The following is a 26,390-nucleotide window of genomic DNA, read 5'->3' on the forward strand; positions in this document are numbered from 1 at the left end:
GGCCACCGTCCGCCTCGGCTAAACGGTATCAAGCGCCATCGGGTGGGGCCTGTCACACAAAAAGAAGAAAGCAATGTATGAGCAAACAACTGGACATGACCCCATTGCCGGATCTCTCCCTGAAAACGGGAACAGGCCCGGTGCGTACCCGGCTACCCGTCTGGCGGCCGGCCCTGCCACCCTGCAATCACGCATGCCCGGCCGGAGAAAATATCCAGGCCTGGCTCTCTTTGGCGCAGGCCGGTCGCTTTGAAGCGGCCTGGCAGACCCTGATCGAAGAGAACCCCTTGCCCGCCATTCATGGCCGGGTCTGCTATCACCCCTGCGAGAGCGCCTGCAACCGCGGGCAGGTGGATGAATCCGTCTCTATCCATGCCATCGAACGCTTCCTCGGCGACGAAGCGCTGGCCCGCGGTTGGCAGCCCGCGCCACCTGCCCCTGCCAGCGGCAAGAAGGTGCTGGTGATCGGCGCCGGCCCCTCAGGTCTCTCCTGCGCCTGGCACCTCAACCGGCTTGGCCATCAGGTGGAGATCCGCGAAGCGGGACCGCTGGCGGGCGGCATGCTGCGCTTTGGTATTCCCGCTTACCGTCTGCCCCGCGATGTGCTGGATCGGGAGGTGGCCCGCATCGTGGCGGCCGGGGTGACCCTCACTCTTAATCACAAGGTGGAGGATGTGCTGCGCGAGCGCGACGAGGGGGGCTTTGACGCCGTCTTTATGGCCATCGGCGCCCATCTGGCCAAGCGGGTCGATATTCCGGCCCGGGAGGCGGGCAAGATCCTCGATGCGGTGAGTTTCCTCGAACAGGCCAGTCTTGCCGAAGAGAAAGGATTGCCGCCGCCAAAACTGGGACGGCGGGTAGCCATCTACGGCGGCGGCAACACCGCCATGGACGCGGCCCGTACCGCCCGCCGCCTCGGTGTGGAAGAGGCGATGATCATCTACCGCCGCGACCGGGACCATATGCCCGCCCACGCCTTCGAGGCCGACGAGGCCGAGGAGGAGGGGATCAAGATCAACTGGCTGCGCACCATCCGCCAGCTCGATAACACCAATATCGAAGTGGAGGTGATGGCGCTGGATGCCGAGGGCAAACCGGTGCCCACCGGCAAGTTTGAAACCCTTGAAGCGGACTCCCTGATCCTGGCGCTCGGTCAGGAAGTTGATTTGAGCGTGCTGGAAAGCATCCCCGGCGTGCGGGTCAACAAGGAGGGGGTGGTGCAGGTTGGCGAAAACCTGATGACGGATGTGCCGGGTCTGTTTGCAGGCGGCGATATGGTGCCCTCCGAGCGCACCGTCACCATCGCCACCGGCCACGGCAAGAAGGCTGCGCGCCACATGGATGCCTGGCTGCGCGGTCGCCACTATCACAAACCGCTCTCCTACCCGCTGGTGGGGCCGGAGCAGTTGCAGCTCTGGTTCCAGACCCACGCCCCGGCCAGCAGCCAGCCGGTCAAACCTCCCTCGGCGCGGGACGACTTTGGCGAGATCATCGGCGGGCTGGATGAGGTGGCCGCCCGCTACGAGGCGGCGCGCTGCTACTCCTGCGGCAACTGCTTTGAGTGCGACGGCTGCTATGGCAGCTGCCCCGAGCAGGCCATCGCCAAGCTGGGGCCTGGTCTGGGGTATCAGGTAGATGCCGAGCGCTGCACCGGCTGCGGTGCCTGCCACGACCAGTGTCCCTGCCACGCCATCGAGCTGCGCCAACCGGAGGAGTCCCAATGAAACATGAACTGATCATGGTTGACGGCAACGAAGCCGCGGCCCGGGTGGCGTACCAGCTGAGCGAAGTGTGTGCCATCTACCCCATCACTCCGAGCTCGACCATGGCCGAACTGGCCGATGCCTGGGCGGCAGAAGGGCAGACCAACCTGTGGGGCAACATCCCCACGGTGGTGGAGATGCAGAGCGAAGGGGGGGCGGCTGGCACGGTACACGGCGCCCTGCAGGCGGGGGCGCTCGCCACCACCTTCACCGCCAGTCAGGGGCTGATGCTGATGCTGCCCAACATGTACAAGATCGCAGGTGAATTGACCTCGGCGGTGTTCCATGTGGCGGCCCGTTCGCTGGCGGCGCAGGGGCTGTCAATTTTTGGCGACCATCAGGATGTGATGGCGGCGCGCAGCACCGGCTTTGCCATGCTCGCCTCCGGCTCGGTGCAGGAGGCGCAGGACCTGGCTTTGGTCGCCCACAGCGTCACCCTGCAGTGCCGGGTGCCCTTTATCCACTTCTTTGACGGGTTCCGTACCTCCCACGAGGTGAACAAGATAGTCGCACTGCACAAAGATGAAATTCGCGCCCTTATCGACAACGACTGGGTACGCGCCCACCGTGCGCGGGCCCTCAACCCGGATCATCCGGTGATGCGCGGCACCGCCCAGAACCCGGATACCTATTTCCAGTCCCGCGAGAGCGTCAACCCCTTCTACGAGGCGGTACCGGCGCGGGTGCAGCAGTGCATGGACAACCTCGGCGAGCTGACCGGTCGTCACTACCGGCTGGTGGAGTATCACGGCGCGCCCGATGCCACCGACGTCATCGTGCTGATGGGCTCGGGGGCGGCCACCGCCCGCACCACCGTGGATTGGCTCAACCGGCAGGATCGCAAGACCGGGGTGCTGGTCATTCGCCTCTATCGCCCCTTCCCGGTACAGGCGCTGCTCGATGCGCTACCGCAGAGCGTGCGGCGCATGGCGGTGCTCGATCGCACCAAGGAGCCGGGGGCGGGTGGTGAGCCACTGCTGCTGGATGTGCAGAGCGCCCTTATCGATGGCTTGCAGCGCGGCCTTATCAAGCGGCTGCCGTGGCTTAGCGGCGGTCGCTATGGCCTCTCTTCCAAAGAGTTCACCCCCGCCATGTGCGCGGCGGTATTCGAGGAGCTGGCATCCGATGCGCCGCGCCCGCGCTTTACCGTGGGGATAGTGGATGACGTGTCGGGCCTCAGTCTGGCCTGGCACCCCATCGGTGATCTGGAGCCTGCCAGCCGGGTGCGGGCACTCTTCTTCGGCCTTGGCGCCGACGGCACCGTGGGCGCCAACAAGAACAGCATCAAGATCATCGGCGAGCTGGAGGGCTTCCACGCCCAGGGCTACTTCGTTTACGACTCCAAGAAGTCGGGCTCGCGTACCGTCTCCCACCTGCGCTTTGGCCCCGAGCCCATCGACGCCCCCTGGCTTATCGAACAGGCGAGCTTTATCGGCTGCCACCAGTGGGGCTTTGTCGAGTCGGTCGATCTGCTGGAGCACGCCGCCGAAGGTGCGACCCTGCTGCTTAATGCTCCCTATGAGCCTGACCGGGTCTGGGCCGAGCTGCCCGAGCGGCTGCGTGCCCGCATTCGCGCCCTCAACATCCAGCTCTACTGCATCGACGGCGATCGGGTCGCCGAGCGCAACGGCATGGGCAATCGCATCAACACCATCATGCAGACCTGCTTCTTCGCCCTGGCCGGTATCTTGCCGCGGGACGAGGCGATTGCGCTGATCAAGGAGAGCATCGAGAAGAGCTATGCCCGCAAGGGGCCAGAAGTGGTCGAGCGCAACTTCGCGGCGGTGGATGACACCCTGGCTCATCTCCATCAGGTGGCGATCCCGGCCGGTGAGGAGCAGATCAGCGACTATCCGCTGCCGCTGGCACCGGGTGGCAGCGAGTTTGTCCAGCGGGTCACCGGCGAGATGCTGGCGGGGCGCGGCGATTTGATCCCAGTCTCCATGTTGCCGGTGGATGGCACTTACCCCACTGCCACCAGCCGCTTCGAGAAGCGCGATATCGCCCGCGAGATCCCGATTTGGCATTCGGATATCTGCATCCAATGCGGCAACTGCGTCTTTGTCTGCCCCCACGCGGCGCTGCGGGCCAAGTTCTACCATCAGGACTGGCTGGCGACTGCCCCCGAGGCGGCGCAGTCGGTGCCCGTCACAGCCAAGGGCTTCCCCGACAGTCGCTACACCTTGCAACTCTATCCGGAAGATTGCACCGGCTGTGGCCAGTGCGTGCAGGCCTGTCCGGTGCGGGTCGGGGCGGATGAGGAACACGAGGGCGAGCGCGCCATCACCATGATGGACAAGGCCCCCCATCTGGCTGGTCAGAAGCAGGCGCTGCGCTGGTTCGAAAGCCTGCCCTGGCCTGCCCGCGAGCGGGTGGATTTCTCCACCGTGCGTGGCACCCAGTTCCTCGAACCCCTGTTCGAGTTCTCCGGTGCCTGCGCCGGTTGTGGCGAGACCCCCTATCTCAAGCTGCTGACCCAGCTGTTTGGCGATCGCATGCTGGTGGCCAACGCCACCGGTTGCTCCTCCATCTATGGCGGCAACCTGCCGACTACCCCGTGGGCCAAGAACGGCGAAGGGAAGGGGCCGGCCTGGTCGAACTCCCTGTTTGAGGACAACGCCGAGTTTGGCTTTGGCTTCCGTCTCACCGCCGATCAGCATCACGGTCAGGCGGTGGCGGCCCTTGAAGCGATGAAAGGGGAGCTGGGCGCCGAGCTGGTCGATACCCTGATCAGCGCCCCGCAGCGGCTGGAGTCGGAGATCCGCGCCCAGCGCACCCGGGTGGCGCAAGTGCGGGAGCGATTGGAAGAGGTGAAATCCGGCAAGGCCCGCGAGCTGCTGTCACTTATCGATCAGCTGGTGCGCCGCTCGGTCTGGATCATCGGCGGCGATGGCTGGGCCTATGACATCGGCTCATCGGGGCTCGACCATGTGCTCGCCTCCGGCCGCGATGTGAACGTGTTGGTGATGGATACCGAGGTCTACTCCAACACCGGTGGGCAGATGTCGAAATCGACCCCGCTCGGTGCCGTCGCCAAGTTCGCGGCGGGGGGCAAGACGCTGGCCAAGAAGGATGTGGCGTTGCAGGCCATCTCCTACGGCAACGTCTATGTTGCCCGCATCGCCTTTGGTGCCAACCCGCAGCAGGCGCTGCAGGCCTTGCGTGAGGCGGAGGCCTATCCGGGCCCGTCGCTTATCATCGCCTACAGCCACTGTATCGCCCACGGTATCGATATGGAGTTTGGCCTGACCCAGCAAAAACGCGCGGTGGCCTCCGGTCACTGGCCGCTGATGCGCTACAACCCGGTATTGCGCAGTGCGGGGCAGAACCCCTTCAGCCTCGACAGCCTGCGCCCCTCCATTCCCCTTGCTGAATATCGGCAGGAGGAGACCCGTTATCGGGTGCTGGCCCAGAGCCATCCGGAGGAGGCCGAGCGGCTGATGCAGGTGGCGCAAAAAGTGGCGTGGCAGAAGTGGGCCACCTACGAGGAGATGGCCACCCGCGAGGCCAGCCAGTTCCATCCGCCGGTGTGAGGATGGGGTTAACTCGGCATAAAACGAAGCGGGCCACTGGCCCGCTTTTTAGTCATTTGGGTAGGGACGGGCTCGTTATAGAGTAAAAGCATCCATATTTCCGACTCTAATCGAGGTCGTATTTTAAGGTGAATGGCACTAAGGCATTGAAAGTTTTTCATAAATACGTCTGTGTTAGAGTGGTTCACTTCACAGAACAAATTTGTTAGGTGCTTATGACTAATCGCCTTTTAAGTCTCTTGGGGTCATATCCAGAGTGTGACGAATTTCAAATCGGGAGATTGCTTGTTTGGGTCGAGTACCCTTCAGGCAGAGACCGTTTAGCTTGTTTGCGTAATGCAGAGGCGATTCTTCCTGAGCTAGAGTCTGATATTTCCAGAGTGGAAGAACTTGCTGCGATGAGCATTGGAAGTGCAGTCCCAGCAACTGTAACGGGCATAAGAATTGAAGCAGAACGATCCGCCTCGTATGAATGCACCTTTTTTGACGGGGAACATGAAGATGAATTCATAACCATCAGCAGAGATTCTGGTGGCTACCTTTTTGCTGATGCTCAGAGCAAGCGTGCAAGGTGAAAGAGCTATAGAAAAGGCTTTATAAGAAGCTGACGAAGCTGACACAGAACCAGATAGACAAATGCCGCCATCTTGGCGGCATTTGTCTATCTGTAGGCTGTAGGAGAGTTGGCCAAGGCTTCCTTTTCCGACCAAGGCAGGTAAGCTGCGGGGCAAATAGCGTCAAGCAGGAGAAGGGACGATGACAGAGCAACATTTCGCCGGGACGATCGGCATTCTGGGGGCGGGGTGGCTCGGGCTGCCGCTGGCGCGGGCCCTGCAGGCGGCAGGCAAGCAGGTGTCGGTGACGGTCAGTAGCGCCGAGAAGGCGGCCCGTCTGCAGGGGGAGGGGATCGCTGCTCATCCGCTGACGATCTCTGCCCATATGTCGGATGCGTGGCCCATCCCCTGCGAATCGTTGGTTATCTGCGTACCGCCCAGCAAGACCGATGACTATCCGCAGGCGGTGGCAAAAGCCTGCGCGCTTGCCAAAGCGAGTGGTACCCGGCGGGTACTGTTTGTCAGCGCCACCTCGGTATGGGGAGCGGGGCAGCAGGAGGGTGAACAGCCCAAACCCCGCCATGCCCGTGGCGAGCGGATGCTGGCGGCGGAGCAGGCGGTGCTGGCGGCCGGTTTCGAGGTGGTGATGATAGTGCGCCCCTCCGGCCTTTATGGCCCGGATCGCCATCCCGGCCGTTTCCTGGCGGGCAAGACCCTGGATGGCGGCGCCCAGTCGGTCAATCTGGTCCATCTGGACGATGTGGTGGCGGCCTGCATCTTGCTGCTGGAGCGGGGCAAGGACGGGGATGTCTTCAACCTGAGTGCGCCGGTGCATCCGCGACGTGAGCAGTTCTACCCCTTTGCGGCGCGCCAGCAGGGGCTGCCCGTGCCGGTCTTTATCGAGCCTGCCGGTGAATTTCAGCCCATCGACGGTCAGCTGATTTGTCAGCAGATGGGATTCAACTATCGCTGGCCCGATCCGGCCCACTGGTTTGCCGAGCTCGCCGCCTCGGGCAATTGAGGTTTGCCAAGGGGGTGATCGCCCCCTATCATGCCGCCATCCATGAGAGAGAGGCGGTAATGATGGTAGATACAAAACGTCACCCCGATGGGGAGTTGTTGCTGAGAACCCTGGCAATGCCAGCCGATACCAACCCCAATGGCGACATCTTTGGTGGCTGGATCATGTCCCAGATGGATATAGGTGGGGGCATTATGGCCAAGGAGCTGGCAAAAGGACGTATTTGTACCGTATCCGTCGAAGGCATGACGTTTCACAGTCCGGTCAAGGTGGGCGATGTGGTCTGCTGCTACGGCCGCTGCATGAAGATCGGCCGCAGCTCCATGAAGCTCAAGCTGGAGGTGTGGGTCAAGCCGGTACTGCGCGAAAACGACGCCCAGCGTTACTGTGTGACCGAGGGGATCTTCACCTATGTCGCCATCGACGAACACGGCAAATCCCGCCCGGTTCCGGTGAGTGCCTGATCAAATAAGCCGGGCGTTGATGATGGATATTTCCTGCTCAAGCCCGGTTTTTTGCCGTATCATGCGTTCCAGCATCTCCTCTGACCCTACATACTGAAGGGTGTCGAACAGACAGAGATCGCACTGCGGGTCACGTCTGATCTGGTAGACGGTGGCCAGCTCCACTTGATGACAGTTTCCTTGTTGATCATAAAACGTCACGTTGTACCGAAGTTCTTTCGCCATGAGACAGCGTCCTTCTGGTTGAGTGGAACAGGGACTATCAGCTTAGTCGGCGTTGATGACGTTTGTGATGGTCAAGATACAAAGCAAAGGCGGGCGGTTTAGCCGATGAAAAATAGTTATCGCATTCTTGGCACCTCCCTGCTGACCCTAGGGTTGGTAGGCTGTTTCGAGGTGCCGGATCAGAACCATCTGGTCACGGCCGATGGGATTGTGCCGGGTATCGACTGCCAGCGTCCGCCGCTGGTGGCGCTGGCGACCACGGCGCTGCCCCGTGAATTCGGCATCACGGTCTGGAACCTCTACAAGGGACAGCGCAAGAACTGGCGCGAGGGGATGGACAGCTACGCCAAGGGGCAGGATCTGGTGCTGCTGCAAGAGTCGGCCACCCGTCCCGAGATGCTCGACTGGCTGCGCGCCGGTGATTTCCAGTGGCAACAGCTGCAGGCCTTCACCCAGGGCGGCGTGTCGTTCGGGGTGATGACGGTGGCCAAGACCCCGCAGGCGTTCGTCTGTGGCGTGCGCTCCCCCGAACCCTTGCTGCGCATCCCCAAATCCGGGCTGGTAAGCCTCTATCCGTTGCAGGGCGATCCTGACGGCGTGCTGGTGATCAACCTCCATGCGGTCAACTTCGAACTGGGGATGGCCACCTTCCGCGAGCAGCTCAATGATTTGACCGCGCTGGTGCGCCGCCATCAGGGGCCGGTGATCCTGGCCGGTGATTTCAACACCTGGAGCGACAAACGCCAGTTCTGGCTGAGCAAGCTGGTTGAAGAGCTGGGTCTGCAGGAGGCCGTGCCGGTGCCTGACTTGCGCCGTACCGCTTTCGGTCGCCCGCTGGATCACCTCTACTACCGCAATCTGGATCTGGTCGAGGTGAGTTCACCGGCGACCGACAGCTCCGATCACAACCCCATCATTGCGCGCTTTGCTGCCCAGTCGCTGACGCCGTAAACCGGTGATTGCCCCATAAAAAATCCGGCGCCAATGGCGCCGGATTTTTTTGCGCTGTTGCCAGCGACAGAGGCATTACTGCTGATAGAGGCCCAGATGCTCTTTGGCGTAGGCTTCGAAATCGGTGCAGCCACCGATGTGCTGCTCGTCCAGGAAGATCTGCGGCACTGTGTTGACCGGCTTGCCGGCGCTCTTGGCCAGATCTTCTTTGGTGATGCCTTCGGCGTGGATATCGACGTAGCGGAATTTGAAATCATCGCGCTGTTCAACCAGCTGCTCGGCAATCTGCTTGGCACGAACGCAATAGGGGCAGCCGGGGCGACCAAAAATCACTGCAAACATCTTTTCTCTCCGTTGGTGAGGCCGTTATGTGAAACCGTCAGGTCAGGCCATTGATAAGAGGCAGGGGACAGCATATCCCCCCCTCGTCACGACTTAAAGTTGAAATTGTCGATACCGTGATTCGAGCGGCTCTATTGCCTCAGTTCTCGTCGGCAATCTGGATCGGCTGCTGCTGGTAGATGCTCTCCAGCACCCCCTTCTCGAACACGGTCCAGGGCCAGGGGGCCTTGCTGGCACGGTAGCGATCGTGGGTCGCCGGGTCTTGCGACAGGCCGCGCTGGAACATCACGAACGCCTTGCGCTGGCCACCGGCGGTATCGATAAAGCCCACCAGGTTGGAGGTGCCGGTGATGGTGCCGGTCTTGGCATGCACCTTGTTCTTCATCATGGGGGCGGTGACGCTGCGCCGCCACGCCAGAGTGCCATCTACCTGCGAGCTTGGCAGCAGCTTGATCAGGCCAAGCTCCGCATCATTTTTCTGGATGAAGTTCAGCACCGACAGCATCTGGCGGGCGCTGATGAGATTGTGAGCGGAGAGGCCGGAGCCGTCAGCCAGGGTGGCGTTGCCCAGATCGATGCCGTTCTTGGTCAGGATGGCGCGCACCGCCATGGTACCGCTGCGATAGCTGCCCGGCTTGTTGTAGTAGTGGCGGCCCACGGTCTTGAGGAAGGTATCGGCATAGAGGTTGTCCGATTTCTTCAGCATCTTGGCCAGCATCACCGGCAGGGAGACCGAGTAGTGGGTGCCCAGCGTCTCGGCGTTGTCCGGTGCCTTGTGGGTAACCCGCAGCAGGCCGTCATGCTTGATACCGGCACGGTGCCGATCGCCCAGCGAATGTTGTCCCAGCCCCAGGCCTCCACGTCGTGGATGGCGAAGCGCAGACCCTGCGGATCCTTGTTCGGGGTGATGCAGCCCTTGAGCTCGTAGAAGTTGCCCTTGGCCATGTCCACTTCCAGTGCGCAGAACTGGCGTGCCATGTCGGCGTAGCTCATCACTTCCACGTTGTCGGCACCGATGCCGATGGGCACGCCGGTGGCCACGTTGCCGACCGCCGGTTTGCCGATCTGGGTGGCGGTAATGGTGCCGTAGGCGCAGTTCTTGTCGATGATGACCGAGGAGACGGGAGCGGCGAAGCAGAGGGTCTGATCCCCCCACGACCAGCCGTTGCCACGCTCGTAGCCGTTGTAGGCGCCGGTGTTGACGTAGACGTTGCCCTTGATCTGGTTGACGCCGAGTTGCTTGAACAGGGCCAGCAGATCCATCCGTGACAGGGTGGGGTCGCCGACGAAGTTGATCCAGATATCGCCATTGATGACGTTGCCCTGCTTGGCGCCGGGCTGGGCCTGAATGTCGGTGGCAAAGCGGAAGTCGGCACCCAGCTCAAGGCGGGCCGCCAGCGCGGTGAGCACCTTCATGGTGGAGGCGGGGGCGATCATCTGATCCGCATGACGGGCAAACTCAACGCCATTGTTACCCTGCACTATGATGGCGTACTGGCCACCCTGAGGGGGCGTCAGCGGGGCGGCATGAGCCGCCAGAGAGAAAAGAGCACAAAAACCAATCAACAGCCGCTGCATAACATCCTCTAACGTGACGAAGGGGCCAGACCGATAGCACTGACCCTGATAATTCAACCTTGTTTCACCTGCCGATGCAGGATCGGCCGTGGCAAAGCAATTCATACGATTTATGCCGGTCGCCACTGGCCATCACGCCAGCGAGTTGGCGGTGCGATAGCGACCCTCATAATCAAAAATCTTCTCTTTTATCTGCCAGAAGCGCCCCGATTTGCGGGCGATGACGAAATCGGGATGGCGAAACTGGCTTTCTGCCGCCAGCACGCTCGCCAGGGTGGCAAATTCGGGCTCCAGACCCGGGGCGGGCCAATGATGACGCACAAAGTGCTGTTGAAACAAGCGCCGCGCGCCCTCGGAGTGAAATCCGAAGTACTCATTGAGGGTGAGACCATCCTCATCGTGGTAGGTCACCTCCAGCCGCTCCCCCTGTTTGCCGCGCCCTGCGGTGAGGGTCAGCCCGGCACAGCGGATCACCATGCAATCCTTGAGATTGAGCGCCTCTTTGAGCTTGTCGTCAGGGTCGACCAGCAGCTGATCGCAGCTCTGGCAGCGGCGGGCTGCGATGTCGTTTTCGGCGCCGCAAGCGGGGCAGATCTTGGCGCGAAAGCGGTAGTCGCACTCCTCGCGATTGCCCTCGTCATCTTCAAACAGTCCCTGACAGCGGCGGCCATAGTGCTCGATCACCTTGCCATCCTCGTCGGTCTTGCCCCAGAAGGTGTTGGCAAAGCCGCAGGCGGGGCAGGGCACCTGCACCGGCTCGGTACCGGCATGGGGGCGAGGTTCCCCCACTTCGGGGGCAAACAGGTTGAAGTTGTTGCCGGCGTAGTCGAGCACCAGACAATCCTCCTTGCCCGGCGAGAGGCGCAGGCCCCGCCCGACGATCTGCTGATAGAGCGAGACCGACTCGGTGGGTCTGAGCATCACGATAAGATCGACATGAGGGGCGTCGAAGCCGGTGGTGAGCACCGCCACGTTGACCAGAAACTTGAGCTCGCGTGCCTTGAAGGCGTTGATGAGGGCATCGCGCTCCGGCCCCGGTGTTTCGCCGGTAATAAGGGCTGCCTGCTCCCCTCTGGCACCAAGCAGGCCGTGGATTTCACGGGCGTGTTCGACGGTGGCGGCGAAGATCATCACCCCCTGCCGGTCGGCGGCATACTCCAGCACCTGGCTCAGGATATGGGGTGTAACCCGCTCCTGCCGCTTGAGCTCGCCGTTGAGATCCGCCTCGCTGAACAGGCCATTCTCCCGCGGCACCAGCTTGCTGAAGTCGTAGTGAACGATGGGGGCATCCACCATGCGCGGCGGCGTCAGGTAGCCGTTTTTGACCATAAAGCGCAGCGGCAGCTCGAACACGCAGTCGCCGAACAGCCGCTCGCCGTGGCTTTTGACCATGCCGTGGTAGTGGCGCCGGTAGATCCAGCCCAGCCCGAGGCGATAGGGGGTGGCGGTGAGGCCGAGGATCTTGAGGGCGGGATTGGCGGCCTTGAGATGGTCGATCACCTGATGGTACTGGCTGTCGTCATCGAGCGAGACCCGGTGGCACTCGTCGATGATGAGCAGCGAAAACGCCCCGTCGAAGGCATCCAGATTGCGTGCTACCGACTGCACCGAGCCAAACACCACCTGGGCGCTCGCCTCCTTTCGGGCGAGGCCGGCGGCGAAGATGTCGGCCTTGAGCCCCCACGCCTCGTACTTGGCGTGGTTCTGCTCCACCAGCTCCTTGACGTGGGCCAGCACCAGCACCCGACCGCGCGCCTTGCGGGCCAGCTCGGCGATTACCAGACTCTTGCCAGCCCCGGTGGGCAGCACGACCACGGCAGGATCCGGGTGTTTGCGAAAGTGGCTGATGACGGCGTTGACGGCGTCGGTTTGATAGGGTCTGAGAACGAACATGCAGGTTTGGCGCGGGGCTTGGCAGGATGGCGCCATTATAGGGATCTTGCCGCCACAAAAACAGCGGGCCGGCATGATGCCGGCCCGTTGAATACATGTGTGCTTAGTGGAAGGGGAAGAGGTAGTTCATCCAGCTTGCCATGCGCAGCAGTACCTTGCGCATCACCGAGACGTGCTGGAAGTACTCGGTATAGACGGCGGCCTGGCCGCTGGCTCCGGCAATCACCTGATACTTGGCCCACTCGGGGTCGGTGATGGAGATGAGTACCGGCATGCGACCCGGGCGGATAGCGCTGGTCTGATCCAGCAGCATGGCGTTGGCCTGCACGTTGCCGGCGGCGATGGCCGGGATCACGGCAGTCACCTTGCCCTTGAAGATCTTGCCGGGGATGCCGTCGATCACCACTTCGGCTTCATCACCCACCGCCAGACGCTGCATGCTGTTCTGCCAGAACCAGCCGACATAGGCGGTCTCATCCTTGTGGATGAAGGTCATCACCGGACGATACATGAAGGGGGTGGCGATCATGCCGGGGCGCAGGGCAAGCTGCACCACATGGCCATCGCTCGGGGCATAGACCACGGTCTGGGCCAGCTGGTATTTGGCTTCATCGAGCTGGGCTTGCAAGTCTTCCAGCGTGGCGCGTTGCTGATCCATCTGGGCGGCGATCTCGTCCACGCTCGCCTGAGTCACGTCGAGGTCGCGCTGCTTGCCGACGCCACGGCGCATCAGGTCGCTGGCGCGATCCCGATCCAGCTTGGCGGAGCGCAGTCTGGCATCGATCGACTTGAGTTGATCCTTGTTGGCATTGAGCCGTGCAGTCAGACTTTCCACCTTCAGCTTGAAAGGCTCGTCATCAAGGCGAAACAGCACGTCACCCTTTTTCACCGGCTGGTTGGCTTGTACCGGCACCTCGACCACCCGGCCTTTGACCAGCGGCACAATGGGGGTGGAGAGGTAGTAGTTGCGCGCCATCTCGGAGTAGGGGTGGTTGTAGTTCATCAGCATGATGAGGGTGCCGATGAGCACGACGCCACCCAGCGCTGCGGTGGGAACAGTCCACTTGTTGAGCGGGATCCGGAAGATTTTGAAGATGGCCACGCAGAGTGCCGTGTAGGTCAGGATCAGTAGCAGGTCCATGATTTATCCCTGTTGCTCTTGCTGTTCGATATGGTTGAGACGGCCTTTCAGCTCGGCCAGCTCCTCTCTGAGGGCTGCGATATCATCTTCATCTTTTTGCAGGCGCTGGTTAAAGCCCCAGCCGCGATCCGGGCGGTAGAGGGTTGCCCAGATCCAGAGGAAAGGCCACAACACGTGCAGCGTAAACAGGCTGACCCAGCCGGCAACATGGATGGCATCCTGATGAGGGTGATTCCGATGTTTGGCAATTTCGTACGGAATATCGTGGATCACGATGATTCCGTAGAAGATGACCAGCGCGACAAAGACGAGCAGGCCAAGGGCAAAGTAATCAAGGAACATGTATAACCTCCACTGGCTTCAAGCACAGCTTTATCATTGATTCATATATTCGGGAAAGCAATTAAGAATCACATATTTATCGTCAGGCCGCACGGAATCTAAAGGGGCTCTGCTGTATAGGAGCTTAAGGAGATTTCGGGTTGTTTTATTGGCTTTTTTGTCAATGTAAAAGGGGCCTGCTGGCCCCTTTTTTTACAACCGGATACCGGCATCACCCTTCGCTGGGGTTGCTGACCAGCGGTTGGCGGAATTTCACCAGGAAGGCCACGGTAATCACGGTGGTGGCGGCGAGACCTATGATGGTCGAGATCCCCATCTCCAGCCCGAACCCGATGGGGGCGTTGGCCAGGTAGGTAAACACCACGGCGGTCATGAACATGGCCGGGATGGTGCAGACCCAGTGCAGCTTGCCCTCTTTGATGAGAAAGGCGGCCGCAGCCCACAGCATGATGACGGCGGTGGTCTGGTTGGCCCAGCCGAAGTAGCGCCAGATCACCCCGAACTCGGCCTTGGAGATGATGAAACCAAGGATGAACATGGGGATGGCGATCAGCAGACGCTTGGCCATCGGTTTCTGGGTCAGCTTCAGGAAGTCCGCCACGATGAGGCGGGCACTGCGAAACGCGGTGTCGCCCGAGGTGATAGGCAGGATCACCACACCGAGAATGGCCAGAATGCCGCCCACGGTGCCGAGCAGGCTCGTGGAGACTTCGTGCACTACGGCAGCAGGGCCACCGTTGGCCATGGTGGCGTTGAGCGCTTCGGTGCTGTCGTAGAAGGAGAGACCCAGGGTGCACCAGATAAGGGCGATGATCCCTTCACCGATCATGGCGCCGTAGAAGATGAAACGGCCGGACTTCTCGTTCTGCATGCAGCGCGCCATCAGCGGTGACTGGGTGGCGTGGAAGCCGGATACCGCGCCACAGGCGATAGTGATGAACAGCAGCGGCCAGAGCGGCAGCTCGGTCGGGTGCAGGTTGGAGAAGTCCATCCCGGTGTTGTAGAAACCTTTGCCGGAGACAATCAGGCCGATGATAAGGCCGACCGACATGAAGACCAGCAGGGCGCCGAAGATGGGGTAGAAACGGCCGATGATCTTGTCGATGGGGACTATGGTCGCGAGGATGTAGTAGGCAAAAATCGCCATGATCCAGTAGACCAGATCGGTGGAGGTGAGGTTGGCGAGCAGCCCTGCCGGGCTCAGCACGAACACCACGCCCACCAGCATCAGCAGCACCACGGCGAACAGGTTCATGAAGTGTTTGGCGGCATTGCCCAGATGCTCACCGACTACGGTCGGTACCGAGGCACCTCTGGCGCGTACCGACAGCATGCCGGAGAAGTAGTCGTGAACCGCGCCGGCGAAGATGCAGCCGAAGACGATCCAGAGCATGGCGACCGGGCCATAGAGGGCACCCAGAATGGGGCCGAAGATGGGGCCGACGCCGGCGATGTTGAGCAGTTGAACCAGATAGACTTTCTTGTCCGACATGGGGACATAGTCCACCCCGTCAGCCATGGTGATGGCGGGGGTTTTCAGCTCCGGTTTCGGGCCGAATATCCGTTCGATGAACTTGCCATAAATGAAATAGCCGGCCACAAGTAAGCCGACACAGAGGAAGAACCAGATCATTGCTACGCTCCTGCATTGTTATTTTTAGGTGTGCGCAGCCACTCTAGGACGTTGAGCTGTTAATGGCAGGTGAAAAAAGTTGAGCGGCGCCATGGCGTGCCGAACGGTCGGCGGCTGTGATCCGGCGCACACTCCACAGTTCACTCCAGCCCTAGTCGCTCCTTCAGCTCTTTCAGGTAGCGGCGGCTGACCGGTACCCGGGCGCCGCTCGGGGTGACGATCTCCGCCAGCTGGTTATCGAGCAGCCGGATCTCGAAGATGGCGTCAGGGGCGATGAGATACTGACGGTGGCAGCGCAGCAGCGGGCTCTTCTCCTCCAGGGATTTGAGGGTGAGCTGGGTGTGGAACAGCTCGCCCTGACAGGCGACATGAACGCCGCCCAGATCGGAGAAGGCATACTCCACCTGCTCGATGGGCAGCAGCCGTACCCGGTTGTGCAGATAGCCGGGAATATGGCGGATGGCGGGGGCCAGCGCTTCGACCGGTTGCGGGGAGATATCCTGCTTGAGACGGGCGAGGGTCTTGGCCAGCCGCGCCGGTTCCACCGGCTTGAGCAGGTAGTCGAAGGCGTTCTCCTCGAAGGCCTGAATGGCGTACTCGTCAAAGGCGGTGACAAAGACGATGCGGGGTAGGGGGTCGAGCATGGCGACCAGCTCCATGCCACTCAGCTTGGGCATCTGGATATCGAGAAAGACCACGTCTGGCTTGAGACGCTGAATAAGCGGCAACGCCTCGATGGCATTCCCTGCTTCCCCCACTATCTCGATGGCGGGATCACAGGCAAGGTGCTGTTTCAGCTCTTCGCGGGCGTAGTGTTCATCATCGACTATCAGGGTCCGGATCATGGTTGCTCCTTGGGCAAGGTGACGGAGACGCGCGTCCACTGTTCCAGCTCGCAGCTCACGGTCACCCCGTAGCGCTCGCCAAAGGCGCTCTTGAGACGCCGATCAACTATGGTCATTCCCAGTCCATCCCCGGCCGGGCGCGGCTGCCAGGCACCGGCGTTGTCCTCCACATGGATGGTTACTGTCTCCTGTGTCTCTTCCGTGTAGAGATGCAGGCACCCCTTATCCAGCAGGGTGGAGATGCCATGCTTGATGGCATTTTCGATAAGGGGCTGCAGGGTAAAGCTCGGCAGCTGCAGCGTGGCCAGATGGGCCGGAATATCGTTTTGCACCGTCAGCCGATCACCAAAGCGAGCCATCTCGATCTCCAGATAGGAGCGGCAGTGCTCCTGCTCCTCCTGCAGGGTGGTAAGGCCGCTCTGGCGCTTGAGATTCTTGCGGAAAAATCGTGACAAATGCAGCAGCAGATCCCGCGCTTTGCCCGGATCCTGGCGGGTGATGGCGCTAATGGTGTTGAGGGTATTGAACAGAAAATGGGGATTGATCTGGGCCTGGATCAGTTTGAGTTCGGACTGTACCAGCAGCCGCTGCTGCTGCTCCAGCCGACCGGCCAGCAGCTGCTGTGACAGCAGGTTGGCGATCCCTTCCCCCAGGGTGTGGTTGATCTTGAGAAAGAGCCGCTTTTTGGGCTCGTAGAGCTTGATGGTGCCGATCACCCCTTTGTCCCCCTGCAGCGGGATCACCAGCACCGAGCCCAACTGGCATTGAGGCGAAAGGCTGCAGCGATAGGGCTGAGCATTGCCATCGGCGAACAACACCTTGTTGCGCTCTATGGCGCGCATGGTAATAGCCGAGGTGATGGGCGTGCCCGGCAAGTGGTGATCTTCGCCGGTGCCGATAAAGGCGAGGATCTTGTCGGTATCCGTAATGGCCACGGCGCCGACGCCGGTCTCCTCCTGAATGATGCGGGCTATCTTGTGGCTCGCCTCGGGGGTAAAGCCCTGACTCATGATCCCCACGGTGCGGTTGGCGATATTGAGCGCCTTGGCGGAGAAGACCCGGGAGAACTTCTCATACATCTGCTGTTGATCGCGGATCATGCTGATAAAGAGCGCCGCGCCGCAGGAGTTGGCCAAAATCATCGGGGTGGCAATGGTGCGCACCAGCAGCAGGGATTTGTCGAACGGGGTCGCCACCAGCAGGATGATGACCATCTGCAGGATTTCGGCATAGAGGGTGGTAAAGAAGGCGATGCGAGGCTCGAACAGTGCATCCATCTTGCCGGCCCGCATCAGACGCCAGTGCACTATGCCGCCCAAGAGCCCTTCGCAGGTTGTGGAGATGGCGCAGGCGAGATCGGTGAATCCTCCCAGGGTATAACGATGCAAACCCCCGGTCAGTCCGACCAGAAATCCCACCAGCGGACCGCCCAGCAAGCCGCCCAGTACGGCACCGACGGCCCGGGTGTTGGCGATGGCGTCATCAATGTCGAGGCCGACATAGGTGCCAAGGATGCAAAAGCTGGAAAAAATAATGTATATCAGTACCTTGTGAGGTAGTCTGACAGAATAGTTGGCAAGCGGTCGCAGCAGCGGGCTTTTGGAAAAGAGGTAGGCGATTACCAGACTGACGCTCATCTGCTGCAGCAAGGAGAGGACCAACTGCATAAAAAACGCTCCTCATAAGTCGGGTGAAATAATCGCCAGCCCGTGCATAAGTGTGATCAGGATCTTGTTCTGGCGGCTGAACGGGGCGGCACGGTCTGCCAGTTTGCCAGAACGGATGGATAAAACCATATTAAATCAGCAAGTTAAATTGATATTTGTGTAAGCGCACCGGGGTTGGTATTGGTGGATGGAGCATGAATGTATCCGCTGGATACGCCACACGGAGGTGGCATGCTCCGCCCGGCCCAATGGCTGGGCGTTTTTTATACATGGTCAGATGACAACCTTTCGGCGGGTCTTCGAGCAATTATTCCGGTTTGTCCAATGAGTTATCCCCAGCTTCTGGGGATAACTCAAAACGCAAAGTAGTAACAGAAGCGACGGGTCAGATTGAAGAAGAGCCGTTGCCCCTCATCCAGCTCTTCCTGCTTGATAAAGGCGGTGATGGTGCGCTCGTCCTCGCGCAGATCGATCATCGGTACGGCTTCCGGGCGCTGTCCCTTGATATAGGTGAGAATTTTCGGTTTGAGCGGCATGGTCGGTTCGGTGGACAACACCAGCGCCACCGTTTCGTCCGAGAGTTTCACCAGCGATCCCGGTGGATAAACCCCCAGCACCTTGACCAGCAGCTTGACCAGCGTCTGATCGAACTTCTTCTGGGAAAGTTTGTAGAGCTGGCTGATGGCCTGGCTGGGCGCCGCCGGATTGGCGCTGCTGCGCGGATGCAACAGCTCGTCATAAAAGTCCACCAGTCCAATCAGACGTGCCAGCGGTGGTATCTCCCCTCCCTTGATCCCCAGCGGATAGCCGCTGCCGTCGAGCCGTTCATGATGCAGATGTGCCACCTGACGGATCTTGGGCTCGAAGGCATTGAGCTGGGTCAGCATATCGAGCCCGTATTGCGGGTGCATGTTGAGAAAATTTTGCTCTGCCTTGCTGAGCTCACCACGCTTCTGGATGATCTGGCTCGGTATCTTGAGCTCGCCGATATCGTGGATAAGTCCGGCCAGACCGGTCTCTTCCAGTTCAATGGGGTTCATGCCCAGCTCGCGTGCCATCAGCATGGCGATAAAGGCCACGTTGAGGCTGTGTTGCAGCAAAATGTCGGTGTGGGGGTTGCGGATCAGGTGCAGTCCAAGCGGCCCTTCATGCTGACTGAGCTGGAGGGCGGCATTGCGAACAATCTGGGCGGTATTGGCCAGCCCCTCGTCCGGCTTCAGGTTGAGGGAGCCCAATGCGTCGCGCAGCTCGCTCATCGACTGGCCAAATGCCTTGTCGGCGGCACGCATGGAGCGGCGGAAGGCTTTCTCATCAAAGGGGGGCGGGCCTGAGGCGATCAGCTCTTCCAGCTCTTCGAGGTCGGGGCCAGCATCGGGCACATCGCCGCGCAGTAGCGGCTCGATCGGCAGGTCGCTCTTGTCGGGGTCCACCATCATGAGGTTCAGATCAAGGTGGCGAATGATGTCCAGCTGCTGCTGATCCTTGATCTTGAAGGCATTGAACATAAAAGGATGGTTTGTCCATCCGGTGGGAAGATGGATAAAGTGGCCAACCCTCAGCTGTTCTATAGAGGCTTCGATCAGTGCCATTGATGAACTCGCATTTCTTGAATGCCTACCCAACAAGCTAGCAAAATCCGATGGATAGACAACAAAAAAACCAAGGTAACGGCTGACTGGATGCGAGGCTGTGATGATGCGCACGGGGCGCTGCGTTATCTCTTAATTCACGCTTAATTTTTGCCTTCTACGCTGGCGGCACTGTTTCTGGTAGTGTTGCCCCGCCATTTATTGTGTCGTCCGGCATTCAGGAGTCTTCTATGCGCATCACGCTCGGTGTGATGAAGGTGAATTTGTTGCTGGTGCTCTTTTTCGCACTGGTGCTGAACTGGCCTTTCTTTCTTCGTTTTTATTCTGTTATCAGTGGTCTGGAACATGTCCGGGCCGGTTTCGTTATCTCGGTTCCTCTGGTGCTGCTTGCCGCACTCAACGCTGTCTTTATCCCCTTTACCTTCCGCTGGTTGCTCAAACCCTTCTTTTCGCTGTTGATCCTGACGGGCTCCATCGTCAGTTACGCCATGCTCAAGTACGGCGTCATCTTCGATGCCAGCATGATCCAGAACATAGTGGAGACCAACAACAGCGAGGCGACCTCCTACCTGAATGTGCCGGTCGTGCTCTGGTTCCTGCTGACCGGCGTGTTGCCCATGCTGGTGCTCTGGTCGCTGAAGGTGCGCTATCCGGCCAACTGGTACAAGGGGCTGGCCATCAGGGCTGGCACACTGGTCCTCTCGCTGTTGTTCGTGGGAGGCGTGGCGGCTCTTTACTATCAGGATTACGTCTCGATCGGCCGCAATCACCGGATCCTGGGCAAGCAGATAGTGCCGGCCAACTATGTCAACGGCATCTACAAATATGCCCGCGACGTGGTATTTGCCACCCCCATTCCTTATCAACCGTTGGGGACTGATGCCAAAGTCATCGCCAAAGGGGATAAACCGACCCTGATGTTTCTGGTGGTGGGGGAGACGGCGCGCAGCAAAAACTACTCCCTCAACGGTTATGGCAAACCGACCAACAGCTTTACCGACAAAGAGGAAGGGATCGTCTCGTTTCGGGATGTGCGCTCCTGCGGCACCGCCACCGCGGTTTCGGTGCCCTGCATGTTCTCCAACCTGACTCGCCGTGGCTATGACGAGCAGCAGGCGAACGCTCAGGATGGCTTGCTCGATGTGCTGCTGCATGCCGGTATCTCGGTGCTCTGGAAGGACAACGATGCCGGTTGCAAGGGGGTATGCCGCAATGTGCCGACCATCGATATAGCGCCAAAGGATTATCCGGCGTTCTGCAAGGATGGTTCCTGTTATGACGAGGTACTGCTGGAGGGGCTGGATCAGCAGATCGCCCGAATGAAGGGCAACAAGCTGGTGGTTTTTCACCTGATGGGGAGTCATGGCCCGACCTACTATCGCCGCTATCCTGCCACTGATCGGGTATTCGTGCCCGACTGTCCGCGCAGCGACATTGAAAACTGCAGCGACGAGGAGCTGGTCAACACCTATGACAACACTATCCGCTATACCGACAAGGTGGTGGCGCAGCTTATCGACAAGCTCAAGGCTCTGGAGAGCCAGTACAACACCGGCCTGCTCTACCTCTCGGATCACGGTGAGTCGCTAGGAGCCATGGGGCTCTATCTGCACGGCACACCCTACAAGTTCGCGCCGGACGATCAGACCAAAGTCCCCCTGCTGACCTGGCTCTCTCCGCAAATGGTGGCCGACCGTCAGCTGGATATGAGCTGCCTGGCCGGGGAGGCGAGCAGCAAGCGCTTCTCCCACGACAACCTGTTCCACTCGATGCTGGGGATCATGGATGTGCAGACCAAGGTCTACGACGGGGAGCTTGATCTGTTCAAAGCCTGCAGAAGTCAGTCATGAGGGGGCGAGATTCGCCCAATAAAAAACGGCAGCCAGTGGCTGCCGTTTTTTATTGCAAAAGGATAAACCTTACTTCTGCTCCATGATGATCTGTAGCAGATCTCCCTCCAGCAGGGCACGTTTAACCAGCGCAAAGCCGCCATAGGTTGGTTGGTTTTGGAAGCGTGCTTTCACGATGGGCAGACCACGGTGGAAGCTCGGCAGGGACTGGTGCTCTACGCAGCGGCGGATAGCCGGGAAGAGGATCTCTTCGGCTGCGGTGATTTCGCCGGCGATCAGCACCTTTTGCGGGTTGAACAGGTTGACCGTGATGGCTACCGCCCGTCCCAGATGCTCACCGACGTTCTCGATGACGCTGCGAGCCAGTTCGTCCCCCGCCAGTGCCGCCTTGCACACCTCCTGAATGGTGATGTGCTTCTCCTGCAGCGAGCTCTGGTGGCCGCGGCTGATAAGCTCCTTCACCTTGTCGATGATCGCTTCGTTGGAGGCGATGGTCTCGAGGCAGCCAAAGTTGCCGCAGTGGCAGCGCTTGCCGAGCGGCTCGACCTGGATATGGCCGATCTCGCCGACGTTGCGGTTCTGGCCGAGGAACACCTGACCCTTGGTGATGATCCCGGAGCCTGTGCCCTGGTGGACGCTCACCAGAATCGAGTCCATGCAGTCGCGGGACTCGCCGAAGAAGTGTTCGGCCAGCGCCAGCGAGCGGGTGTCGTTGCCCACGTAGCAGGGGAGGTTAAAGTGGTTTTCAAGCAGCTTGGCCAGTCCCAGATTGCGGATCTGGTACTTGGGGGTATAGATGACCATGCCGGATTCCGGATTGACCAGACCCGGCATGGTGAGGGCGATGCTGATGAGATTGCGGCTGCGCTCGGCGTTGGCGTCGATGAAGGCGCCAATTTCCCGCAGCAGCATGTCGACCACGGGCTGCTGGTCGATCTCGGTCACCTGAATGACGTGCTGGTCGAGCTCCTTGCCGTCGAGATCATAGAGACTCAGCTGCAGGTAGCCACGGCCCAGCTTGGCGGAGACAAACTGAAAGCGATGCTTGATGGTGGTCAGCGAGATGGCTCGCCGCCCGCCGGTGGAGGCTTGCGGAGAGGTCTCCTTGATCAGGCCATGCTCGATCAGTTGCCGGGTTATTTTGGTCACGCTGGCCGGAGCCAGCTGACTCAACTCGGCAATTTTGACCCGCGAGATGGGGCCTTGCAGGTCGATGAGCCGATATACGGCTGCACTGTTGACCTGCTTGATAAGATCTACGTTTGCTATTTGTCCGCCAGTCATGATGTCACTGTTGTGTGTAGTGTCCGTTAACCACGGTCCACGCGACCGTGAAGTCCTGATCGAAGACAGTGAGGTTGGCTACTTTACCGACCTGGATACTACCGAGACGTGAGTCCCATCCAATGGCGCGCGCGGGATAGAGGCTGGCCATTCTCAGTGCTTCATCGAGCGGTAATCCGACCTGCTTGACCAGATTCTCCACCCCTTCAATCATGGTGAGGGAGGAACCGCCGAGTGTACCATTCTCGTCAATGCACTGACCATCGCGCAAAAAGACGGTGGTGCCACAAAAATCAAATTTCTCAAACCCTTCCGGCGCCCCTGCCGCAGCAGTGGCATCGGTGACCAGTACCAGTCGCTCACCAAGGATTTTGTGTGCCAGACGCACGTTGGCCCAGTGCACATGGTGGCCATCGACGATGACACCGGCGTAGACATCCTTGCGATCATAAATGGCGCCCACTACACCCGGCTCGCGACCGTTGAGGGTCGGGGTCATGGCGTTGTAGAGGTGGGTGGCAAAACGAATGCCGTTGTCAAAACCAGCCATAGCCTGATCGTAACTGGCTGCAGTATGGCCGGCAGAGACCAGGATCCCCGCATCCACCAGACGGCGAACATGGGCCGAATCGTTGCGCTCCGGTGCCAGGGTGATCTTGGCAATGGCGTCCGCGTTGGCGCAGAAGAAGTCGATCATCTCGTCTGCTGGCTGGCGGATTTGCGCGGCAGGGTGAATACCCTTGCGCTTGAGGTTGGTGTAGGGACCTTCCAGATGGACACCCAGCACCTCGTTGGGGTGGGCGGCCATGTAGTCACGGGTGACGGCGACGGCCTGCTTCATGTCCGCATCCGGACTGGTGATCAGGGTCGGCAGGAAGCTGGTGGTACCGGATTTCAGGTTGGCCGCCTGCATGGTGGCCAGGGTCTCGGTGGTGATGTCGGTATTGAACATCACGCCACCACAGCCGTTGAGCTGCACGTCGATGAAACCGGCGGTCAGATTGGCGCCTTTGAGGTCAATCTGCTCGATACCCGCAGGCAGCTCGGCCTCGCGGGAGATGGCGACAATCTTGTCGCCCTCGATAAGCACCCCGTAACCGGTCAGCACGCAGCTGCCGGTATAGAGAGTGCAGTTGGTCAATGCGTACATGGGCGCTCCTTACAGACGGCCGATGTTGGCGGCTTCCAGCTGCTGGAAGTAGCGAACGGTCTTGACCTTGAGCTCCATGGTGGAGGGCTCGTCACACACCATCATTCCCTTCGGATGCAGTTGCAGGGTGGAGATGGTCCACATGTGGTTGACGCTGCCTTCCACGGCGGCCTGCAGAGCCAGTGCCTTGCCGTGGCCGGTCACCAGGATCATGATCTCTTCCGCATCCATCAGGGTGCCGACACCCACGGTCAGCGCCAGCTTGGGTACCTGCTCCATATCGCCACCGAAGAAGCGGGAGTTGGCGATGCGGGTATCCTCGGTCAGGGTCTTGACCCGGGTACGGGAGGAGAGGGAAGAGGCCGGCTCGTTGAACGCGATGTGGCCGTCATTGCCGACGCCGCCCATGAACAGGTGGATCTTGCCGTAGGACTTGATCTTGTCTTCGTAGCGCTTGCACTCGGCCACCAGATCTTCGGCATTGCCGTTGAGAATGTTGATGTTCTCGGGACGAATGTCGATGTGGCTGAAGAAGTTGTTGTGCATGAAGCTGTGGTAGCTCTCCGGGTGATCTTCCGGCAGGCCTACGTACTCATCCATGTTGAAGGTGACCACGTTCTGGAAGCTCACTTCGCCAGCCTTGTGTAACTCGATCAGACGCTTGTAGGTATTGAGCGGAGTGCCACCGGTGGGCAGGCCCAGTACGAAGGGGCGGTCTGCTGTCGGCTTGAAGGCATTGATACGGTCAACGATGTAACGGGCAGACCACAGGCCTACTTGGCTGGCGGACTTCAACGGGATCAGGCGCATATGGATACCTCTGTGTCGGGTTGCGACCGGCTTGACGGTGGCAATGGGCTAAGACGGATTCAAGTTGTTTTATAGCGTAAATAAAGATTGCGAACTAAGCCACATCTATCCACCACCTTTATCTTGTTTGGGTGATAACGATCACGATTATCGGTTTATTAATTTGCGCAGCGAAATAAAAGCCCTAGACTGCAAATCAAGCCTTGATGGCTTATGCGTCAAACGTGATAAGCACTTAATTTCTAGAAAAACATTAACTAAGGAGAGGAACCGTGAACATTCTCGGTTATTTGCAAAAGATCGGCCGTGCCCTGATGGTGCCGGTAGCGGTATTGCCTGCCGCCGCGATCCTGATGGGGGTTGGCTACTGGATTGACCCGAATGGTTGGGGTGGTGAGAGCGCGTTGGCTGCCTTCCTGATTAAAGCGGGCGCAGCCATTATCGATAACATGTCCGTACTGTTCGCAGTCGGTGTTGCTTACGGTATGTCCAAGGATAAAGACGGTTCTGCTGCTCTGGCAGGTCTGGTCGGCTTCCTGGTCGTTACCACCCTGCTGAGCCCGGGCGCTGTGGCCCAGATCAAGAGCATCCCGGTGGAGCAGGTTCCTGCCGCGTTTGCCAAGATCAGCAACCAGTTCGTGGGTATCCTGTGTGGTGTTATCGCTGCTGAGCTCTACAACCGCTTCAGCAGCGTCGAGCTGCACAAGGCTCTCTCCTTCTTCTCCGGTCGTCGTCTGGTACCGATCGTAACCTCCGTCGTGATGATCGTCGTATCTTTCATCCTGATGGCAGTATGGCCGGCAATCTACGGTGGTCTGGTCTCCTTCGGTGAGTCCATTGTGAGCCTGGGCTCCACCGGCGCCGGTATCTACGCCTTCTTCAACCGTCTGCTGATCCCGATTGGTCTGCACCACGCCCTGAACTCCGTGTTCTGGTTCAACGTGGCCGGTATCAACGATATCCCGAACTTCCTGGGTGGTCAGGCTACCATCGATGCCGCTCTGGCCGCTGGCAAGAGCCTGGATCAGGTGAAAGGCGTGGTCGGTATGTACCAGGCTGGTTTCTTCCCCATCATGATGTTCGGTCTGCCGGGTGCCGCTCTGGCCATCTACCACTCCGCCAAGAAAGAGAACAAAGAGAAAGTTGCGTCCATCATGATCGCTGCTGCCTTTGCCTCCTTCTTCACTGGTGTAACTGAGCCGCTCGAATTCTCCTTCATGTTCGTAGCTCCGGTACTGTATGTCATCCACGCCGTGCTGACCGGTATCTCCGTGTTCATCGCTGCCTCCATGCACTGGATGGCTGGTTTCGGTTTCAGTGCCGGTCTGGTGGATATGGTGCTCTCCAGCCGCAACCCGCTGGCAACCAACTGGTACATGCTGATCCCTCAGGGTCTGGTCTTCTTCGGCCTCTACTACACAGTGTTCCGCGTAGTCATTGCCAAGCTGAACCTGAAAACCCCGGGTCGTGAAGATGATGAAGCTGCTGCTCCGGCTGTTGCCCAGTCCACCAACCGTACCGAACTGGCCAAGCAGTATCTGGAAGTGCTGGGTGGTCAGGACAACCTGGTTACAATCGATGCCTGCATCACTCGTCTGCGTCTGACCCTGAAAGACCGCAGCATCGTCGATGAGCGCAAGCTGAAAGCCCTGGGTGCGGCCGGTGTGGTCAAGCTCGGCGAGCAGAACCTGCAGGTGATTCTGGGCCCATTGGCCGAAATCATCGCCGGTGAGATGAAAGCCCTGCGTTAATCGA

At 59.8% G+C, this 26,390-nt stretch carries 20 protein-coding genes and 1 pseudogene; 8 read left to right on the plus strand and 13 right to left on the minus strand.

Going from position 1 to position 26,390, the window contains the following annotated elements:
* The first annotated feature begins 77 nt into the window (after positions 1-77).
* From WE862_RS11290 to yciA, 5 genes are all read left to right on the plus strand, one after another.
* A complete protein-coding gene (locus WE862_RS11290; protein ID WP_042032402.1) occupies positions 78-1,724 on the plus strand; it encodes an NAD(P)-binding protein in 1,647 nt (548 codons plus the stop codon).
* Positions 1,721-5,296 (plus strand): pyruvate:ferredoxin (flavodoxin) oxidoreductase, encoded by a 3,576-nt coding sequence (gene nifJ / locus WE862_RS11295; RefSeq protein WP_042032403.1) that lies wholly within the window; start codon positions 1,721-1,723, stop codon positions 5,294-5,296. Before WE862_RS11290 ends, nifJ begins: the two co-directional genes overlap by 4 nt.
* A gap of 215 nt (positions 5,297-5,511) precedes the next feature.
* Entirely contained in the window at positions 5,512-5,871 is a 360-nt protein-coding gene (locus tag WE862_RS11300; protein ID WP_156128786.1) for a hypothetical protein, read from the plus strand.
* Between the two features lie 181 nt (positions 5,872-6,052).
* Positions 6,053-6,871, plus strand: a complete 819-nt coding sequence (locus WE862_RS11305) for an SDR family oxidoreductase (protein ID WP_042032405.1) — start codon at positions 6,053-6,055, stop codon at positions 6,869-6,871.
* Between the two features lie 59 nt (positions 6,872-6,930).
* A complete protein-coding gene (gene yciA, locus WE862_RS11310) occupies positions 6,931-7,335 on the plus strand; it encodes an acyl-CoA thioester hydrolase YciA (protein ID WP_033113469.1) in 405 nt (134 codons plus the stop codon).
* On the opposite strand, the gene WE862_RS11315 is transcribed toward yciA, so the two are convergent.
* Entirely contained in the window at positions 7,336-7,560 is a 225-nt protein-coding gene (locus tag WE862_RS11315; RefSeq protein ID WP_005337874.1) for a hypothetical protein, read from the minus strand. It lies immediately after the preceding gene.
* A gap of 105 nt (positions 7,561-7,665) precedes the next feature.
* On the opposite strand from WE862_RS11315, the gene WE862_RS11320 reads away from it, so the two are divergent.
* Positions 7,666-8,511, plus strand: coding sequence for an endonuclease/exonuclease/phosphatase family protein (locus tag WE862_RS11320; RefSeq protein WP_042032407.1), 846 nt, complete (start codon positions 7,666-7,668; stop codon positions 8,509-8,511).
* A 75-nt stretch (positions 8,512-8,586) separates the two neighbouring features.
* Here WE862_RS11320 and WE862_RS11325 read toward each other — a convergent pair whose 3' ends face one another.
* The 9 genes and pseudogenes from WE862_RS11325 to WE862_RS11365 all read right to left on the minus strand — a co-directional run bounded on the left by WE862_RS11325 (position 8,587) and on the right by WE862_RS11365 (position 19,541).
* The gene (locus WE862_RS11325) at positions 8,587-8,853 is read right to left on the minus strand and encodes a GrxA family glutaredoxin (protein ID WP_033113477.1); all 267 of its coding nucleotides are present in this window, start codon (positions 8,851-8,853) and stop codon (positions 8,587-8,589) included.
* A gap of 139 nt (positions 8,854-8,992) precedes the next feature.
* A pseudogene (dacB, locus tag WE862_RS11330) lies at positions 8,993-10,431 on the minus strand (D-alanyl-D-alanine carboxypeptidase/D-alanyl-D-alanine endopeptidase).
* Positions 10,432-10,563: 132 nt separating this feature from the next.
* Positions 10,564-12,324, minus strand: a complete 1,761-nt coding sequence (locus tag WE862_RS11335) for a DEAD/DEAH box helicase (protein ID WP_042032433.1) — start codon at positions 12,322-12,324, stop codon at positions 10,564-10,566.
* A 103-nt stretch (positions 12,325-12,427) separates the two neighbouring features.
* Complete coding sequence (locus tag WE862_RS11340) at positions 12,428-13,465, minus strand: HlyD family secretion protein (protein ID WP_042032409.1); 1,038 nt, start codon at positions 13,463-13,465, stop codon at positions 12,428-12,430.
* 3 nt (positions 13,466-13,468) lie between these two features.
* Positions 13,469-13,807, minus strand: a complete 339-nt coding sequence (locus WE862_RS11345; RefSeq protein ID WP_042032410.1) for a DUF3302 domain-containing protein — start codon at positions 13,805-13,807, stop codon at positions 13,469-13,471.
* Positions 13,808-14,018: 211 nt separating this feature from the next.
* Positions 14,019-15,440: a carbon starvation CstA family protein gene (locus WE862_RS11350; RefSeq protein WP_041208399.1), complete on the minus strand. Its 1,422-nt coding sequence runs from the start codon at positions 15,438-15,440 to the stop codon at positions 14,019-14,021.
* 140 nt (positions 15,441-15,580) lie between these two features.
* The gene (btsR, locus tag WE862_RS11355) at positions 15,581-16,285 is read right to left on the minus strand and encodes a two-component system response regulator BtsR (RefSeq protein WP_042032411.1); all 705 of its coding nucleotides are present in this window, start codon (positions 16,283-16,285) and stop codon (positions 15,581-15,583) included.
* The gene (locus WE862_RS11360; protein WP_042032412.1) at positions 16,282-17,952 is read right to left on the minus strand and encodes a sensor histidine kinase; all 1,671 of its coding nucleotides are present in this window, start codon (positions 17,950-17,952) and stop codon (positions 16,282-16,284) included. The genes btsR and WE862_RS11360 overlap by 4 nt, the downstream gene beginning before the upstream one ends.
* A gap of 353 nt (positions 17,953-18,305) precedes the next feature.
* On the minus strand, positions 18,306-19,541 hold the full coding sequence (locus WE862_RS11365) for an HD-GYP domain-containing protein (protein ID WP_042032413.1): 1,236 nt from the start codon (positions 19,539-19,541) through the stop codon (positions 18,306-18,308).
* A gap of 230 nt (positions 19,542-19,771) precedes the next feature.
* Between WE862_RS11365 and WE862_RS11370 the strand changes: the two genes are divergently transcribed.
* The gene (locus WE862_RS11370; RefSeq protein WP_042032414.1) at positions 19,772-21,391 is read left to right on the plus strand and encodes a phosphoethanolamine transferase; all 1,620 of its coding nucleotides are present in this window, start codon (positions 19,772-19,774) and stop codon (positions 21,389-21,391) included.
* A gap of 69 nt (positions 21,392-21,460) precedes the next feature.
* On the opposite strand, the gene nagC is transcribed toward WE862_RS11370, so the two are convergent.
* The 3 genes from nagC to nagB are packed head-to-tail and all read right to left on the minus strand — an operon-like array spanning position 21,461 to position 24,635.
* On the minus strand, positions 21,461-22,675 hold the full coding sequence (gene nagC, locus WE862_RS11375) for a DNA-binding transcriptional regulator NagC (protein WP_033113459.1): 1,215 nt from the start codon (positions 22,673-22,675) through the stop codon (positions 21,461-21,463).
* A 4-nt stretch (positions 22,676-22,679) separates the two neighbouring features.
* The gene (gene nagA, locus WE862_RS11380) at positions 22,680-23,825 is read right to left on the minus strand and encodes an N-acetylglucosamine-6-phosphate deacetylase (RefSeq protein ID WP_339058618.1); all 1,146 of its coding nucleotides are present in this window, start codon (positions 23,823-23,825) and stop codon (positions 22,680-22,682) included.
* 9 nt (positions 23,826-23,834) lie between these two features.
* The gene (gene nagB, locus WE862_RS11385) at positions 23,835-24,635 is read right to left on the minus strand and encodes a glucosamine-6-phosphate deaminase (protein WP_005344421.1); all 801 of its coding nucleotides are present in this window, start codon (positions 24,633-24,635) and stop codon (positions 23,835-23,837) included.
* Between the two features lie 272 nt (positions 24,636-24,907).
* On the opposite strand from nagB, the gene nagE reads away from it, so the two are divergent.
* Positions 24,908-26,386 (plus strand): N-acetylglucosamine-specific PTS transporter subunit IIBC, encoded by a 1,479-nt coding sequence (nagE, locus tag WE862_RS11390; protein WP_033113456.1) that lies wholly within the window; start codon positions 24,908-24,910, stop codon positions 26,384-26,386.
* Positions 26,387-26,390 lie beyond the last annotated feature (4 nt).

The organism is Aeromonas jandaei, assembly GCF_037890695.1.
Classification (GTDB): Bacteria; Pseudomonadota; Gammaproteobacteria; order Enterobacterales; family Aeromonadaceae; genus Aeromonas; species Aeromonas jandaei.